We start from the raw sequence: 14,844 nt of genomic DNA, 5'->3' as shown, positions 1-14,844 counted from the left end.
TGCGGCGCGAAAGGTGGTGGTTGTTTGCTGCTACGCGTTTCAAACGAAAACCCGGAGCCGCTTTACCAGCAGATTGTCGGCGAGCTCCGGCGCCTTATTCTCACCGGGCGGCTTGCTCCCGGCGAGCCGCTTCCCTCCATTCGCGAGCTGGCGCAGCAGCTCACCACCAGCGTCATCACCACGCGCCGTGCCTACCTGGAGCTGGAGCGCCAGGGGCTCATCGCCACACGCCCGGGGCTGGGGACCTTCGTGGCCCAGCTCAGCCTGGACCGGGCTAAAGAGGCCGCACGCGCCGCGGCCGCCGACCGGCTGGCGGCAGCGGTAGCGGAGGCGCGGAAGCTCGGCCTCAGCAACGACGAGATCGCAGCGCTCTTCGAGCGTGCTCTACAGGGAGGGGATGTCAACCTATGACCGCGGCTATCGAAGTGGCCGGCCTCACCAAGACTTTTCCCGGCTTCACCCTGGGCCCGCTTTCCTTTACCCTGCCTTCCGGCTTCATCATGGGCTTCATCGGGCCGAACGGGGCCGGGAAAAGTACCACCATCAAGTGTCTTCTGAACCTCGTGCACCCGGACGGCGGGGAGGTGCATATCCTGGGGCTGGATGCGCGGCGCGATGAGGTGGCCCTGCACCAGCGCGTCGGTTACGTGGCGGAGACCCACCCTTTTTACCGAAACACCACGCCGGAGTGGACGGCGCGCTTTTACTCCCGCTTTTACCGGGGCTGGGACGATGAGCTCTGCCGCAAGCTATTGGCAAAGTTTCAGGTGCCGGCGCGCAAGAACATCACGCAGCTTTCCAAGGGCACGCGCGCTAAGCTCTCCCTTGCTCTGGCCCTGGCTCACCATCCGGAGGTCCTCATCCTGGACGAACCCATGGCCGGGCTCGACCCCATCGTCCGGCGGGAAGTTCTGCAAGAGATGCTGGGCGTGATCCAGGACGAGCGGCGCGCCGTCTTTTTCTCCACCCACCTCCTGGAGGATGTGGCTAAGGTGGCCGACTACGTGGCGGTGCTCTGCGCCGGTCAGCTCGTCCTCTGCCGGGAAAAGGACGACCTGCTGGCCGACTGGAAGAGCTTAGCCTTCCCGGCAGCCCTCCTCAGCGAGCTTAAACCCTGGCTCAAAACCTGGGCCCAAGAGGGGGAGCGCTGCCTGGGAGTGACGGGGAGTTACCGGGACCTTACGGCCAAGCGCCCTGACCTCGCCGGACAGGCGGAGGTGCGTCCCTTGGACCTGGAGGGCCTGCTCCTGGCGGAAGTGGCGCACCGTATCCCGTAAGTGCGCTTTCCTCGTGGTGGGTTGTCCAAGAAGAAAAAGGGAGGAGAAGAACCTTATATGTGGACCCTGGTGGGGAAGGACTTCAAGATCCTGCGCTCGACCTTATTCATCTATCTGCTGCTCCTCGGCATATCCATGGCATCCATGCTGGGTTTTGGGCACGGCAAAGACTGGCTTTCCATGGTGGGAGCGTGGAGCTTCATGATCCCGTACGTGTGCGTCGGCCGTGTTTGTTACGAGGAGGAAACGAATGACGGGCTTAGTTTACAGCGTGCCCTGCCCGTGCGGGCGGAGACCATTGTAACGGCCAAATTCCTGACGGCCGTTGTCCTTACTGTGGTTCCGGTGTTCCTCCTAGCCGGTGCGGCTAAGGCAGTGCAGGCCCTACCCTGGCTGAGCTCGCCGGCCGACATTTCCATGTTGCCGGCGGCGCTTACCGGCCTGGTGTCGGTGGGGCTGGTGATGGAAGGACTGTTTCTCTTCGCCTTTTTCCTTTGGGGTTACCGGCGCGCCACTTATGTGTACCTGCTGCCCCTGCTGTTCCTGCTGCCTGCTTTTTTCCCTGACAGCGCGCGGGTGGTGCTCCTCCGGCTGAAAAGGCACCTGGCCTCGGCCTTTGATTTCTACTGGCTGCTACCGGTGGCGGCGGCGGCCGTGTATGCCGGCCTGGCGCTTGCGGCCCAGCGCGTTTTCCGCAGCAAAGACCTGGCGTAGGGCTGGGGCTCTACCCTGGGGGGAGGTGATATCTTCGGCCTTAGGGCGCCCTGCGCGGGTGCCGGCAGTATCCAGCGGTAGGGAAACGGCACTTTATGGTCCCACACATCTTGTCGGCCGCGCTCTGTACGCGGAGGAGAGAGGCTGGACTGCGGCTTGAGGAGTAAGGAGGTGGTACCTGTGTCATACGGCGTCCTGCACGGGCGCCGGACGGTCTCTAAAGGTAGGGAAAAGGCAGCAAAGGAGGCGTTCCGGTTGAATTCCAGATCAAGAAGGGTTAAGCGCCTGGTGGCCCTGGTGGTGAGCGCAGCGCTCCTCAGCCTGAGCGGCGTGGCGGCGGCGGCTCCCAGCCAGGCCGACCTCTTGAAGGCTGTCGCCAAGCCCGACGGGGTACTGACGCGCGGCGAGTTCGCCCAGCTGCTGGTTCAGGCGAGCGGCATTGGCCGGGCAGGCCAAGGGGCGGACCTCCTGGCGCAAAAGGGCATTATGAAAGGCGCCCCCGGCGCAGGGCTGGACCTCGAGCAGCCCATCACCCGGGTGGAGGCGGTGGCGCTGGTGGGGCGCACCCTGGGCCTTACCGACGACGTGCTGCCGCCGCAGGAAACAGCGGCCCAGCTTGAGCCCGGCCACTGGGGCTACAACCTCTACGCCTGGCTGAGCCGGGAGGGGCTGGTGAGCGGCGACCCGGCGGCCACCTTGAGCGAGAAAGAGGGCGCGGCCTTCCTCAGCCAGGTCTTCACCACCGACCAAGACGTGCTGGACATAATGAAAAAGAGCCAGGCCCGCAGCAAAGAGATCAAGGCCATGCGCGCTGCTATGAGCGGCAGCATGAAGCTGATCCCGCGGCCGGGGGCTGAAGGCGCTGATGAGCTACCGAGCATCGCGCCCAGCATGCAGATCACCCAGGAAGTGGTGCTCCCGGACCGGATTCACCAGACCAGCACGGTCAAAATGATCCTCCCCGACGGCAAAGAGCAGGCCATGACTACCGAAATGTACCTGGCCGACGGCGAGATGTACCAAAAGCTCCCGGATCCGAAAACTGGCAAGGTCGGTTGGTTCCGGTATCCGAAGGGCTTGATGCCAGACCTCGGCCAAATCCTGAAGCAGGCCCAGCAACAAACCGAGGTGATCCCGCCCGGCATGGAGGACTACCTCCATTATAAGCTCCTCGGTACCACCGAGGTTGACGGGCAGAAGGTCTACGAAATCGCCTTCTACGGTCGCGTGGACGATTTCCAGAAGTTCCTCAGCGCGGCCCTGGGGCAATTCGCCGGCGCGGAGGAGATGCAAAAGTCTCTGGCCCAGGCCACCGAGATGATCGACTCTTTCTCCTTCTGGGGCATCACCTACGTGGGTGCCGCTGACTACCTGACCAAAAAGGCCGAGTACAGCATGGTGATCACCTATGCACCCAAGTTCCAGGGCGAGGAAATTCCCATCCAGGCCCTGCAGATGAGCATGCAGACCGACGAGTACACCTACGACCCGAACCTTAAGCTTGAAGTGCCGGCCGAGGTTCTCGAGGCACCCGAGCTAGAGCTGCCCGAGAATACCGTTTCCCCCGGTGAGCCAAGCTCCGAACAACCGTTGGGCACGGTACCCACCCCGGCACCGGCTGCTCCGCAGCCTTAAGGTCCGGCATCGGGTTTTCTCGCGTATGTATCCTGCAAACAAAAGCCGCCCTTCTCGGGGCGGTTTTTGCTACCATGCGAATCCTTCTCTTCCGGGGACTGGAAGCGATGTGTCGTTGCAGTGGCGGAGGTACCCGGCAGCCGGCAAGCCAGGATCTGGTCGCCTGAGCCCGGATCAGGATCACTCATACTGCAGCAGTTCATGAAGCTGGTCGCGTCGGTTGACCAACGCCAACCACCCGGCCGTGTCCACAAAGACTGCGCTCTTAGCCATTTTTTTCGCAGCCGTACAAGTAATGATCGTGGTTGCGCGCAAGGTCGGTCGGCGTATCTTGGGAAGGAAGTGGAGCCCAAGCATCTACGTCGAGAAAAGGATCCTGGTTGGATCTGACCTTGTGATCGTTTGCCTTTCGTACTTCTACAAGGACCGGCATTCCGTCCGGTAGGTTTGCTTTTTCTTCAAGTACGACCACGTTTCCACGCACAACACCTCTGTATCGTGGCATGTGAGGGTCCTCCCTTGCGAATCACGTCTGTATTCTTACTTTAGCATTCCCCTCAAATCAGCGCAACAGGCTGTTCACCGCATTAGTTCTGTTTTGCCGCGTAAGGGGTTAGACGGTAAGTACGGACCCGCCGGCCCGAGGAGTAAGCCGACTGCCCAAAGCCTGGGCGAGGGCGCAGCTGGCGGAGAAACCGGTACAGTGGCCGGCCAGCACGGTGCTAACGTGGTGCCAGGCACCTGGAAAACCAGGATCAAGTCTCGCGAGCCGGGGCCAGGATCACTCATACTGCAGGGCGTCGATGGGGTTCAGGTCGGCCGCGCGGCGGGCGGGGTAGAGCCCGAAGAACACGCCGACCAGGACGGCGGAGCCGAAGGCTACGGCCGCCGGCAAAACAGCCAGGCGTGTCGGAATCTGGAAGAGCCGCTCCAGGGCGAAGCAAAAAGCTACACCCGCACCCAGCCCCAGGACCCCGCCGCTGCCGCTGAGCACCATGGACTCAACGAGAAACTGGTTCAGGATATCCCGCCGTTTGGCGCCCAGGGCCTTCCGGATCCCGATCTCGCGGGTGCGCTCGGTGACGGACACCAGCATGATATTCATGATGCCGATGCCGCCGACGAGAAGGGAAATCCCGGCAATCCCGCCCAGCATCAGAGAAAACGACTTGGTGACCTCGTTCACCGTCGCCAGCATGTCGGCCTGGTTGAAAACCCTAAAGGCGTCTTCATCGCGAAAGCGCTTGAGCAGCCAGTCGCTCACGGCCGCTTCCACCTCATCCACAGTCCCGGGCGAATCCGCTTGTACGTAAATGGTGCGGATGTTCTGACCTCCCAGGACCAGGTTGGCAGAAGTCAGCGGAATGAGCACACGGTTGTCCAAGGACATACCGCCGCTTCCACCTTTCGACTCCAAGAGCCCTACTACGGTGAACTCGATTCCGTTAACAAGCAGGCGCTGCCCCACCGGGTTGGTGTTCCCGAAAAGCTCTTGTGCCACCTCTGTTCCTACCAAAGCAACCTTGTGGTGGAACGTGATGTCCAGCGCAGAGAGAAAGCGGCCGCTTTGAACGGTTACGTTGCGGGCGGAGGCATAATCAGCGTTGGTTGCTTCGATCGAGGTATCCTGGGACTTGTTACCGTACTTGACGGTGGCGCTTCCTGTTACGGCCGGAGCTACGGCGCTTACGTGCGCCAGCTCGCTGAGAGCCATGACTTGATCGTAGCGCAGCGAAGTCGCAGCACCCCGTCCCCCGACCTGAACGGTGAGCAGGTTGGAGCCAAGCGACTGGATGCGCTGGGTAACCTGTTCGTTCGTGCCGGCGCCGATGGCGACCATAGAAATTACGGAAGCGACGCCGATGATCACCCCCAGCATGGTCAGGAGAGAACGCAGTTTATTGTTCACAATGCCTTCCCAGGCCAGGGAAACTGCCGTGACGAATTCCATCAGCTTGCCTCCTCCTTAACTACTTCCCCGTCTTGGATGGCGATCAGCCGGGGAAAGCGCCGGGCCAGCGCCTGATCGTGGGTGACTACGATAACAGTGGTACGGTTGCTGTTTAGTGCAAAGAGAAGCTCCGTGATCTCCCGCCCGGCGCGAGAGTCAAGATTACCGGTCGGTTCATCCGCCAAGAGGAAAGACGGGCGCGTTACCAGCGCCCGGGCGACGGCTACGCGCTGCTGCTGACCGCCGGAAAGCTCGTTCGGACGATGGTGCAGGCGCTCACCCAGCCCGACCTGGCGGAGCGCTTCGGCGGCCCGTTCCCTCCGCTCTTTGAGCCCGACGCCGGCATAAAGGAGCGGCACCTGAACGTTTTCCCAGGCAGTGAGTTGAGGCAGCAGGTTAAACCTCTGAAAGATGAAACCGATCTTTTGGTTGCGCAGCCGGGCAAGCTCATTGTCTGCCAGCTTCCCGACCTCTTTTCCCTCCAGCCAGTACTCGCCGCTCGTCGGCACATCCAGGCAGCCCAAGATGTTCATCAGCGTCGACTTGCCGGAGCCGGAGGGGCCGACGATGGCCATCAGCTCGCCGGCCGCAACCGAAAGTGTGACGCCTCGTAGCGCGTCAACGCTGATTTTGCCCATGCGGTATGTCTTGGTTATGTTCTTGAGCTCGATCATCTATCTTCCGCCTCCCTACGCGCGGGGACGAGAGCCACCGAATCCGCCCGGCATCATCCCCGGCATTGGGGGGCGCGCGCTGTTTTCTTGCTTAGCCGGGGTCGTGCTGGTCTGGGCCAGCAGCACCGTATCGCCCTCCTGGAGACCTTCGAGCACTTCGACAAAAGCCTCGTTGTGCAGGCCGACCTTGATTTCCTGCCGTCTGCCCTGTTTTCCTTGGGTTGATTCTGTGGCCGCAGGCAGGGCCACAAAGAAGCGTCCGTTCCGGTCCTGCACCGCCTCGACGGGGAGAAGGAGTGCGTTATCCTTGGCCGCCACCAGAATGCGCGCATTGGCAGTCATTCCGGCTTTGAGGCCGGGTGTCGGCGGGAGGGTGAGCGTTACCGGGTAGACTGCGGCTCCGTTCTGTACGGTACCTTCCTCCGCGATTTGGGTCACCGTCCCCTGCAGGGTCTGCCCCGGCAGGGCGTCCACCGTTATCTCCGCTTTTTGTCCCAGCTGGACCTGGCTGATGTCGAGCTCATCGATCTTGACGACTACTTCGTAGCTGGAGTTGTTGACTATCCGCCCGAGGAGGTCATTGGGCTTCAGTTCATCGCCGACCTGTACAGGACCCAGCACGGTTCCATCGCTGCTCTGCGTCTCTTGCACCTCACGAAAGACGCCGCTTATCGGGGCGGTTACCGTAAGCCGCGCCAGCTGGTCGTTCTGGGTGGCCAGGTTGAGCTTCGCCTGGGACAAGCTGTCTTGTTTTTGGGCCAGCTGGTTGGGCAGGTCATCGTTGGCAAGCTTTACAAGAAGCTGCCCCGGCTGCACTTTGTCACCGACCTCTACGCCGACCGCCTTTACTTCGCCGGCGACGGCGCTGCGGACCTCCGCGACTTTTTTGGGCGCGGCCGTCCCCATTTCCAGCGCCTCCACCGGGCCCTGCTTGGTTTGAACGGTGACGGTGGCCTTGACGCCCTCCGTCAGGGCACCGGGATTGGCGAATTCTACAGTTACGGGATAGACCACCGTCCCGCCGGTGCCCGGCTGCCCGCTCCCGCTTACCCTTACTACTTTGCCGTGCAGAGAACTTAGGAAATCGGGCAGGAAAACCTCGGCCGCCTGACCGGCTGTGATCTGATCGCGCTGCGGCTTCAGGAACGGAACGGTGACGGAGAAGGTGGCGTCATCGACCAGCGTCACAAGCGAGGCCCCTTCGGTAACCTTATCTCCTTCGCCGACGGCTATGGCGGTGATTCTGCCCGCCTGCGGCGCTGTTACGCGCAGCGCTGCCATGTCTTTTTGGAGTTGCTCCAACTCGGTACTCAGATTATCAACAGTGCTTTGCGCCTGTTCGCGCTGCAGCTCCAGCGAGCTGTTCTCCAGAACAAAGAGGGTCTGCCCGGCCTTGACTTGCTCACCGTCCTTTACCAATACCTGAACCACCTTCCCAGAGGCCTGGGCCTTAAGCTGGACATCCTCAGCAAAAGCCACGTTGCCGCTGCCGCTGACCGCGACCTCAATGGCTCCACGGCTGACCTGAACCGTCTTGGCGGCTTGCTGAGCGCTGGCCTTAGGCCGTCCAAGCAAATGAAGGCCCGCGTATCCGGCCAGCAGCGCGAGAACTAAACCTGTGCCTATGAAAACGAAAGTACGGGATTTGACCTGCAAGCTCCTCACCTCATAGTTATGTTTTCGCTCTTGGCTACAGTGGCTGCCGGAAACAGTCACAACCGCCGCTCCTTCGCCTTCCTCAAGCCGGCCCTCCTTCCGTTGCCTTGCCTCGCCTAATTCTATTCTGGAATTTGTGAAGTAATGGTGATGAAACCTTTTCCGAAAAGCGAAATCCGCAGCAGTGGCCGCTCCGGAAGTTCATCTTCATGTGGTAATTCTATCCTAAATTTGTGAACGAATTGTGATCAAACCATTTCCGAAAACCGAACGTAATTCCCCGTGAAAGTTCGACGTTCCCTCACACCTTGGTCACAGAATCGTCACAAACGCCGGCTACAATAAGTCTCGAAGGCGGTTCACCGGTGGCCGCCCCCAGGCTGAGGAAAAGGAGGCGAGCTGTTCGAACTCGACTGGCGTAACCAGCAACCGTCCTGCGATACTTACGGTAAAGGAGCGAAGCGAGGATGAAAAAGAAAGCCGTGTGGCTGACGCTCACCCTGGCGCTGGTCCTGGGCGTCGCTCAGCTGGCGGCCGCCGCGCCCTGGGGCTTCGGCGGCAGAATCGCCGCCGATCCTACAAAGTTGGCGGCCGACCTGGGGCTTACGGATGAGCAGGTGAAGCAAATCCAGGATCTGAAGACCCAGTTGCAGCAATCTACCCAGGAGTTCCGGCAGAAAATTGAGTCCATCCTCACGCCTGAGCAGCTGGAAAAGGTTAAGTCTCGGCGCGGTTCCCTCCCCGGTGCTGCGCGTCCGGCCGCTGAGCTGGGGCTTACCGACGAGCAGGTACAGAAGATTCAAGACCTGCAGCGCGAAATGTATGAGGGAACTAAGGACTTGAGAGCCAAGCTGCAGGACGCCGTGTTTGAGCTTCGGCAGCTCCGGTGGGAGAAAAACCCCGACCAGGCGACTGTGGACGCCAAGACCAAAGAGGTGAGCGACCTCCGGACCCAGTTGCAGCAAGTCACCCAAGAGTACCAAAAGAAGTTTGAGTCCATCCTCACGGCTGAACAGCTGGAAAAGGCGAAGTCCCTGCGTGGTTTCGGCGGCTTCGGCGGTTTCGGCGGCGGGCGCGGACCTCACGGGAGGGGCGGATTCGGTGCGCCTCCAACCGACGCGCCTTCGTCCGGTACCTCTTCCCAGTCCTAACTCCGTTAACGCAGGCGAGGGAGAAAACTCTCCCTCGCCCATTATGTCTAGAGGATTCAGCTGCTTTATGTGGAATTACGAGAGACGGGAGGTGGCTGCTTTGACCACGATCCTGGTAGTGGAGGATGAGCAGCCGGTCTGTGATCTGGTGCGCGTTTACCTCGAAAAAGAATCTTTTACTGTGGAAACAGCCCACGATGGTCGTGAGGCGCTCGCGAAGCTGGAGCAGGGCCGGTATGATCTTATCCTCCTGGACATCATGCTGCCGGAAGTAGACGGCTGGGCGATCTGCAAGGAGGTTCGCAAAAGCTCTTCCACGCCGATCATCATGCTCACAGCAAAGTCGGAGGAATTTGACCGGGTGCTGGGTCTCGAGCTCGGGGCGGACGACTACATTTCCAAGCCCTTCAGTCCCCGCGAAATGGTGGCACGGGTCAAGGCGGTTCTGCGCCGCGCCCAAGGGGCCGGCAAGGCGCAGCGTGAGGTCCTCAATTACCCGCAGCTTATGCTGGATAAAGCCGCCAACCGGGTGGAGGTGGCGGGTGAGGAGGTCCAGCTGACCCCCCGGGAGTTTGAACTCCTCTGGTTCCTGGCCTCCCGGCCGGAGCGCGTATTCACCCGCGAGCAGCTGCTCGAGTCTGTCTGGGGGTACCAGTATCTCGGCGATGCGCGCACGGTGGATACCCATGTCCGCCGTCTGCGCGAAAAACTTCGCCCCGCCGGGATCTCCTACATAAAAACCATCTGGGGCAAGGGTTACAAGTTTGAAGTAAACCAAAACTGAGGGTGGCACTAGGCATGAGACTCAAGTCGCCGCGCACCCTTTTCGGGAAACTCCTCCTGTCATACTTGGCTGTCGCTCTCGTAACCCTGCTGGCGGTGGGCATAACCACGTCGCGCCTTTTCGCCGGCTTCTATTACTCGGTCAAAGAAAAAGAACTGCTCCAACAGGGCCAGCAAGTGGCGCAGGCTCTGCAGACCTCCATCGGCACCGCGCGCGAAAACCTGCGCGTGTGGGGCAGCCACCTCCGTAACCTTCCCGGGAGCCGGTTGGTGGTGCTGGAGCGGGCGGATCTGGCCCCCGGCGCCGACCCAAGGCCGCCGGGCCGGCCGCCGCCGCTCCTTGACCCGGCGACCAGCTTGAAGGTCTTGCGGGGGGAACCTGCCAGCGGGCGCGTACCTGCAAGTCCCTTCGGGCAAGACATTCTGCGGGCTGTGATCCCCCTGAAGGACCAGGGCGAGGTGATGGGCGCGCTCGTTATCTTTACACCCCTGGCCGATATCGCCGCGACCATCAGAGCGGTGCAGCGCCTCATTGTAAGCGCCGCCGGAATCGCCGTGCTCTTTGCGACATTGCTCGGCTTTTATCTTTCCCGTTCCATCTCCCGTCCTTTGAAAGAAATGGGCCGTATCAGCTTGGCCATGGCGGAGGGGAACTTCAAGCAACAGGTACCGGTAACCTCTCACGACGAGGTGGGGCAACTCGCGCAGAACTTCAATGACCTGGCGGTTGCTCTGGATCGCACCATCGGCGCCCTCAGACAAGAGAAAAGAAAAATAGAGGACATCCTGGCCAACATGAGCGAAGGAGTGATCGCCGTCGATCAAGAAGGCCGTATCCTTTTTTCCAATCCCGGCGTGGCGAGAAACCTGGGGACGGCATGCGGTGCTGTCCTGCAAGGGGCCCCAATCGGCTCCCTGGGCTGCCCGGAACTGGCCGAGCTGTTCGCCGATGTACTTAAGTGCAAAGAAAGCCGGAGCGGTGAACTCGTGCTGAACGATGGCAAGACCTGTGTCATAACACACGTCACACCGTTGGTGGAACCGGGGGAGGCGGTGAGCGGCGCAGTGGCCGTGCTGGAGGACGTTACGGAGCTCAAGCAGGTGGACCAGCTGCGGCGGGATTTCGTGGCCAATGTGTCGCACGAGCTGCGCACCCCGCTTACCGCCATCCAGGGTTTTGTTGAGGCCCTGCTGGACGAAGTGACTCGCGATCCGAAGCAGTACCTTGAAGTGATCTATCAGGAAACCTTGCGCCTGAAAGCCTTAATCAACGATATCCTGGAGCTCTCTCTCCTGCAGTCGGGGCAACCCAAATGGGATCTGAATGCGGTGGATGTCGCCGACCTCTTTGGGCGCGTCCTCTTTAAGCTCAGTGAGCAAGTTTCTGCGAAAAGTCTCACAGTGGAACAGGATGTTCCGCCCGACCTGCCGTTCCTTCTGGCCAATGAGGACCGTGTCGAGCAGGTTCTTGTCAACTTCCTGACCAATGCGATTCGTTACTCCCCACCCGGCAGCACGATCAGCCTCAGGGCTTTTTCTGCGACCGGGAACATAACCGTGGCAGTGGAGGACCAGGGGCCCGGCATTCCGGCGGAGGACCTTCCCCACATCTGGGAACGCTTTTACCGCGTAGAAAAATCCCGGTCCCGCGCCCTGGGCGGGACCGGTCTGGGGCTCGCCATCGCCAAGGAAATCATCGAGACCCACGGGGGCCGAGTGGGTGTTACGAGCGAGGTCGGCCGCGGCTCTACCTTTTGGTTCACCCTTCCGGCCGTGCCGGAAGACTGAACTGTGGTGCCGGGCACCTGGGAACTCTTCCCAGGTGCCCTTTAATCTGAGTGGGCGGGGTGATCCCAAACATTGACAGCAGATCCCGTTACTGCTATGCTCAAATTGGGTCTTTGTGTTTCTGCATCACGTAAGACCAAGACCATCCCAAGGGGGAGGGTGTACCCTGTGACAGAGACCAGTGGAGATCTGGACGCTATTCTTAAGCGTCTTACTTCGGAACTCCTCGGACTTGCGCCGGTGGCGATCTACCTCTTTGGTTCCCAGGCCACCGGAGAGGTGCGGCCGGACAGCGATATCGACTTGGCAGTGCTGCTGCCGGAGGGCAAGGCGTTATCGGCGCTTGAGCGTTTTGACATAATCGACCGCTTACAAAGAATTGCTAACCGGCAGGTGGATTTGGTAGTGGTCAATGCTGTGCGCCTGCCGCTGCAGTTTGAAATTATCCATACCGGGCGGGTTCTCTATGAGTCCAGCTTCGACGCCCGTACGGACGCGGAAGACATCATTGTCCGCGATTATCTGGACCTTAAGCCCATGTACGAACAGAACTTCCGGGAGATCCTAGAAGCAGCAAAGGAGGGGGCGGCAACACAACATGTTTAACGAACAGCTTGTGGCAGATCACACGCAGCTGATTCAGGCCTCTATTGCTCGCCTGAAGAGTCTGGCGTCTTTATCCTGGGAAGAGTTTGCAGGAAATCCGGACAACTTTGCCATTGCCGAACATCACCTACGTCGAGCTTTACAGGCCGTTCTAGACCTCGGCGGTGGTGAAAGCGGGCCTAGGTAACCCAGCCAATTATAGGGATATCTTTGACCTCCTGGAAAGGGGCGGCGTCCTTGAACCCGATTTGACGCATAAGTTCCGTGGAATGGCAGGGTACCGCAACCGACTGGTGCATGATTACGCCCGTCTCGATGAAAGGGAGATGTGGGGCATTATCCAAAATGAGCTAGGCGATCTTACGCTCCTCCTCAATCGGCTCCTCGATTACATTGCGGAGAAATCCACCACCCGCTACGAATAAGCGCCTCGTCTTTAAACGGCCTCCTTACGGGGAAGACTAACCCTGAAGGAGGTGAGACACGTGCCGGCAAACACCAACCAGGCGCGCCAGACCATCAGCCAGATGCGCCAGATCGTGGGGCAGTTGCAGCGGAGCGAGGCGACCAACGTGCGCTCGGCCCAGCGGCTGGCCCAGGACGAGAAGGCCAACCAGCAGGTCCTCTCCAACGCGCGTTCGCCGAACTATCAGGCGACCGCTGCCAAAGAGGCCCAAGCGGCTAATCAACTCAACCAGTTCGCCAACGCCGAGAACAACGCCGTCTCGCAGCTCAAGCAGCTGGACCAGCTCCTGAGCACGCTCGAAAACCAACTGAGGTAAGGCTCAACCGTGCAAAAAAACCAACTCGGGGCACTGCCGCCGCCCCGAGTTGTTAAGTTTCGGACGTATGGTGGTGGGTATACTTACAGCAGAAAAACCGCCCAACCAGGTGAGGTGGTTAAGCCGTCATTCTCTAAAGCCGGCACGGAAAGCATCGGGAGCCATTGCTTTGACGGGCGATCCCGTAAAGTCCTTGAGATTACGGGTGATTATCAGATCAAGCCGGTTGCGTTTGGCACAAGCAGCCAGCAGGGCGTCCTCGTAATCGGACATGGGCAGGGTAAGAGCTCTTTCGCAGTCGCTTCCCGTGTGCGGCGCCCGCTGCCTTTGACCGCGGCAGGCACTCCCAGCGTTTGCTCGGGATCCCGATGTTTCTTCGGCACCCGATTTCTTTTCTAACCTCAATGCAACCTATGATGGCCTGGCGTACGACCCGGATCTTCCTCGGGTCATTTTTTACGCTGGAACTCATATACTCATACTGTAACTTTATGGGAATGGAGAACCCTGCGATTCCACTGCAAAGGAGGAATTCCAGATGGTGTGTTGGGGACGGAGATGGGCGGCCGTCGGCGTGGTGGTCATCATGCTGGTTCTTCCGCTGGTGGCCTCAGCCGCGCCGGCGAGGCCGCGCGCCAGGGACGTCGGCATTGTCACCGGTGTTTTCAAGCCAGGGCAGTATAACGCCATAACCGACGTCAAAGGTGTTAAAGTGGGGCACACCGCTCTCATCGAGGGCGAGGGCAAGCTGGTGCCGGGCCAAGGGCCGGTGCGCACCGGCGTTACGGCCATCATCCCGCACGAGGGGAATCTCTTTCAAGAAAAGGTGCCCGCCGCTGCCTTTGTTCTCAACGCCTTCGGCAAATCTACCGGCCTGCAACAGGTGAACGAGCTCGGCACGCTGGAGGTACCCATCGTTCTTACCAATACCCTCAACGTACCGCTGGTGGCCGACGCCGTCATCGAATGGTCGCTCAAACAAAACCCAGAGATCGGCATCCGCACCGGCACTGTGAATCCGGTGGTGGGCGAGGTCAACGACGGCTTCCTCAACGACATCCAGGGGCGGCACGTGCGCAAAGAGGACGTCTTCCAGGCCCTGGAGAACGCCCACTCCGGGCCGGTGGAGGAGGGGGCGGTAGGCGCCGGGACAGGGAGCTCCTGCATGGGCTGGAAGGGCGGTATCGGCACGGCGTCCCGCGTGCTGCCGGCAGAGCTGGGCGGTTACACCGTGGGGGTGCTGGTGCAGACGAACTTCGACGGGGTGCTCACCGTGGGCGGCGCTCCCGTCGGGCGCGAACTGGGCCGCTACTCTTTTAGCAAATACTTCCCATACAGCCTCCCGGAGCCGCAGGACCCCGGCGGCTCGGTGATGGTGGTAGTGGCCACCGACGCCCCGCTCGATCAACGTCAGCTCGAACGGGTGGCGAAACGCGTAGGACTCGGCCTGGCCCGCACCGGGTTTTACAGCAGTAACGGCTCCGGGGATTTCTTCATCGCGTTCTCCACGGCCCAGCGCATCCCGCACAGCTCCGGCCTCACCATCAAGAGCGAAGTCGTCAGCAACGACTCCATGTCCGCCCTCTTTCTGGCTACCGTTGAGGCTACCGAGGAAGCCGTGCTCAACTCTTTGCTCAAGGCCACCACCGTGGTCGGCCGCGACGGCAACACCCGCGACGCCATCGACATCAAAGAGCTCTTACAGGTCCTTAAGAAGTACAACGCCCTCGATTGGGACAAAAAGCTCCCACCGTGGGGAAACGGCCAAAAGTAAACCCAAGAAGAAACAAGAAGACGTAAGACAAAGGCGCCTGGTCCGTACGATTC

The 14,844-nt window shown here is 60.5% G+C and carries 17 protein-coding genes; 12 read left to right on the top strand and 5 right to left on the bottom strand.

Features of this window, described 5'->3' with window-relative positions; all coding sequences use genetic code 11:
• Positions 1–24 precede the first annotated feature (24 nt).
• The 4 genes from K5554_RS11590 to K5554_RS11575 all read left to right on the top strand — a co-directional run bounded on the left by K5554_RS11590 (position 25) and on the right by K5554_RS11575 (position 3,626).
• Entirely contained in the window at positions 25–411 is a 387-nt protein-coding gene (locus K5554_RS11590; protein WP_221038620.1) for a GntR family transcriptional regulator, read from the top strand.
• Complete coding sequence (locus tag K5554_RS11585; RefSeq protein WP_221038619.1) at positions 408–1,277, top strand: ABC transporter ATP-binding protein; 870 nt, start codon at positions 408–410, stop codon at positions 1,275–1,277. The genes K5554_RS11590 and K5554_RS11585 overlap by 4 nt, the downstream gene beginning before the upstream one ends.
• 57 nt (positions 1,278–1,334) lie before the next feature.
• Positions 1,335–1,991 (top strand): ABC-2 transporter permease, encoded by a 657-nt coding sequence (locus K5554_RS11580; RefSeq protein ID WP_221038618.1) that lies wholly within the window; start codon positions 1,335–1,337, stop codon positions 1,989–1,991.
• Between the two features lie 255 nt (positions 1,992–2,246).
• Entirely contained in the window at positions 2,247–3,626 is a 1,380-nt protein-coding gene (locus tag K5554_RS11575; protein ID WP_221038617.1) for a DUF6612 family protein, read from the top strand.
• A gap of 265 nt (positions 3,627–3,891) precedes the next feature.
• Here K5554_RS11575 and K5554_RS11570 read toward each other — a convergent pair whose 3' ends face one another.
• From K5554_RS11570 to K5554_RS11555, 4 genes are all read right to left on the bottom strand, one after another.
• On the bottom strand, positions 3,892–4,131 hold the full coding sequence (locus tag K5554_RS11570; protein WP_221038616.1) for a hypothetical protein: 240 nt from the start codon (positions 4,129–4,131) through the stop codon (positions 3,892–3,894).
• 276 nt (positions 4,132–4,407) lie between these two features.
• On the bottom strand, positions 4,408–5,577 hold the full coding sequence (locus tag K5554_RS11565; protein WP_221038615.1) for an ABC transporter permease: 1,170 nt from the start codon (positions 5,575–5,577) through the stop codon (positions 4,408–4,410).
• Positions 5,577–6,251, bottom strand: a complete 675-nt coding sequence (locus K5554_RS11560; RefSeq protein ID WP_221038614.1) for an ABC transporter ATP-binding protein — start codon at positions 6,249–6,251, stop codon at positions 5,577–5,579. The genes K5554_RS11565 and K5554_RS11560 overlap by 1 nt, the downstream gene beginning before the upstream one ends.
• Before the next feature lie 15 nt (positions 6,252–6,266).
• Positions 6,267–7,907: an efflux RND transporter periplasmic adaptor subunit gene (locus K5554_RS11555; RefSeq protein ID WP_221038613.1), complete on the bottom strand. Its 1,641-nt coding sequence runs from the start codon at positions 7,905–7,907 to the stop codon at positions 6,267–6,269.
• Positions 7,908–8,374: 467 nt separating this feature from the next.
• Between K5554_RS11555 and K5554_RS11550 the strand changes: the two genes are divergently transcribed.
• From K5554_RS11550 to K5554_RS11520, 7 genes are all read left to right on the top strand, one after another.
• Positions 8,375–9,058, top strand: a complete 684-nt coding sequence (locus K5554_RS11550) for a Spy/CpxP family protein refolding chaperone (RefSeq protein WP_221038612.1) — start codon at positions 8,375–8,377, stop codon at positions 9,056–9,058.
• A 100-nt stretch (positions 9,059–9,158) separates the two neighbouring features.
• The gene (locus K5554_RS11545) at positions 9,159–9,842 is read left to right on the top strand and encodes a response regulator transcription factor (RefSeq protein WP_370636891.1); all 684 of its coding nucleotides are present in this window, start codon (positions 9,159–9,161) and stop codon (positions 9,840–9,842) included.
• Between the two features lie 14 nt (positions 9,843–9,856).
• On the top strand, positions 9,857–11,629 hold the full coding sequence (locus K5554_RS11540) for an ATP-binding protein (protein WP_221038610.1): 1,773 nt from the start codon (positions 9,857–9,859) through the stop codon (positions 11,627–11,629).
• 168 nt (positions 11,630–11,797) lie between these two features.
• Positions 11,798–12,235 carry a nucleotidyltransferase domain-containing protein gene (locus K5554_RS11535; protein WP_221038609.1) on the top strand — a complete coding sequence of 146 codons (438 nt, stop codon included), beginning with the start codon at positions 11,798–11,800 and terminating at the stop codon, positions 12,233–12,235.
• Positions 12,228–12,422, top strand: coding sequence for a hypothetical protein (locus tag K5554_RS11530; protein WP_221038608.1), 195 nt, complete (start codon positions 12,228–12,230; stop codon positions 12,420–12,422). The genes K5554_RS11535 and K5554_RS11530 overlap by 8 nt, the downstream gene beginning before the upstream one ends.
• On the top strand, positions 12,400–12,660 hold the full coding sequence (locus K5554_RS11525) for a DUF86 domain-containing protein (protein ID WP_370636890.1): 261 nt from the start codon (positions 12,400–12,402) through the stop codon (positions 12,658–12,660). The genes K5554_RS11530 and K5554_RS11525 overlap by 23 nt, the downstream gene beginning before the upstream one ends.
• A gap of 60 nt (positions 12,661–12,720) precedes the next feature.
• Entirely contained in the window at positions 12,721–13,017 is a 297-nt protein-coding gene (locus tag K5554_RS11520; RefSeq protein ID WP_221038606.1) for a hypothetical protein, read from the top strand.
• 126 nt (positions 13,018–13,143) lie between these two features.
• On the opposite strand, the gene K5554_RS14750 is transcribed toward K5554_RS11520, so the two are convergent.
• Positions 13,144–13,422 carry a PIN domain-containing protein gene (locus tag K5554_RS14750; RefSeq protein WP_370636889.1) on the bottom strand — a complete coding sequence of 93 codons (279 nt, stop codon included), beginning with the start codon at positions 13,420–13,422 and terminating at the stop codon, positions 13,144–13,146.
• A 133-nt stretch (positions 13,423–13,555) separates the two neighbouring features.
• On the opposite strand from K5554_RS14750, the gene K5554_RS11515 reads away from it, so the two are divergent.
• Positions 13,556–14,791 (top strand): P1 family peptidase, encoded by a 1,236-nt coding sequence (locus tag K5554_RS11515; protein WP_255565392.1) that lies wholly within the window; start codon positions 13,556–13,558, stop codon positions 14,789–14,791.
• The last annotated feature ends 53 nt before the right edge of the window (positions 14,792–14,844 follow it).

The sequence above is a fragment of the Gelria sp. Kuro-4 genome, assembly GCF_019668485.1.
Taxonomy (GTDB): Bacteria; Bacillota; DTU030; order DUMP01; family DUMP01; genus DUMP01.
Note: the sequence above shows the minus strand (reverse complement) of the source record. Positions and strands in the feature narration are given on the sequence as shown.

Excerpts from the sequence above, each read along its gene's own strand:
- K5554_RS11585 (WP_221038619.1), top strand. The coding sequence starts at position 408 with ATGACCGCGGCTATCGAAGTGGCCGGCCTCACCAAGACTTTTCCCGGC.
- K5554_RS11565 (WP_221038615.1), bottom strand. The coding sequence starts at position 5,577 with ATGGAATTCGTCACGGCAGTTTCCCTGGCCTGGGAAGGCATTGTGAAC.
- K5554_RS11580 (WP_221038618.1), top strand. The coding sequence starts at position 1,335 with ATGTGGACCCTGGTGGGGAAGGACTTCAAGATCCTGCGCTCGACCTTA.
- K5554_RS11550 (WP_221038612.1), top strand. The coding sequence starts at position 8,375 with ATGAAAAAGAAAGCCGTGTGGCTGACGCTCACCCTGGCGCTGGTCCTG.
- K5554_RS11570 (WP_221038616.1), bottom strand. The coding sequence starts at position 4,131 with ATGCCACGATACAGAGGTGTTGTGCGTGGAAACGTGGTCGTACTTGAA.
- K5554_RS11560 (WP_221038614.1), bottom strand. The coding sequence starts at position 6,251 with ATGATCGAGCTCAAGAACATAACCAAGACATACCGCATGGGCAAAATC.
- K5554_RS11515 (WP_255565392.1), top strand. The coding sequence starts at position 13,556 with ATGGTGTGTTGGGGACGGAGATGGGCGGCCGTCGGCGTGGTGGTCATC.
- K5554_RS11540 (WP_221038610.1), top strand. The coding sequence starts at position 9,857 with ATGAGACTCAAGTCGCCGCGCACCCTTTTCGGGAAACTCCTCCTGTCA.
- K5554_RS11530 (WP_221038608.1), top strand. The coding sequence starts at position 12,228 with ATGTTTAACGAACAGCTTGTGGCAGATCACACGCAGCTGATTCAGGCC.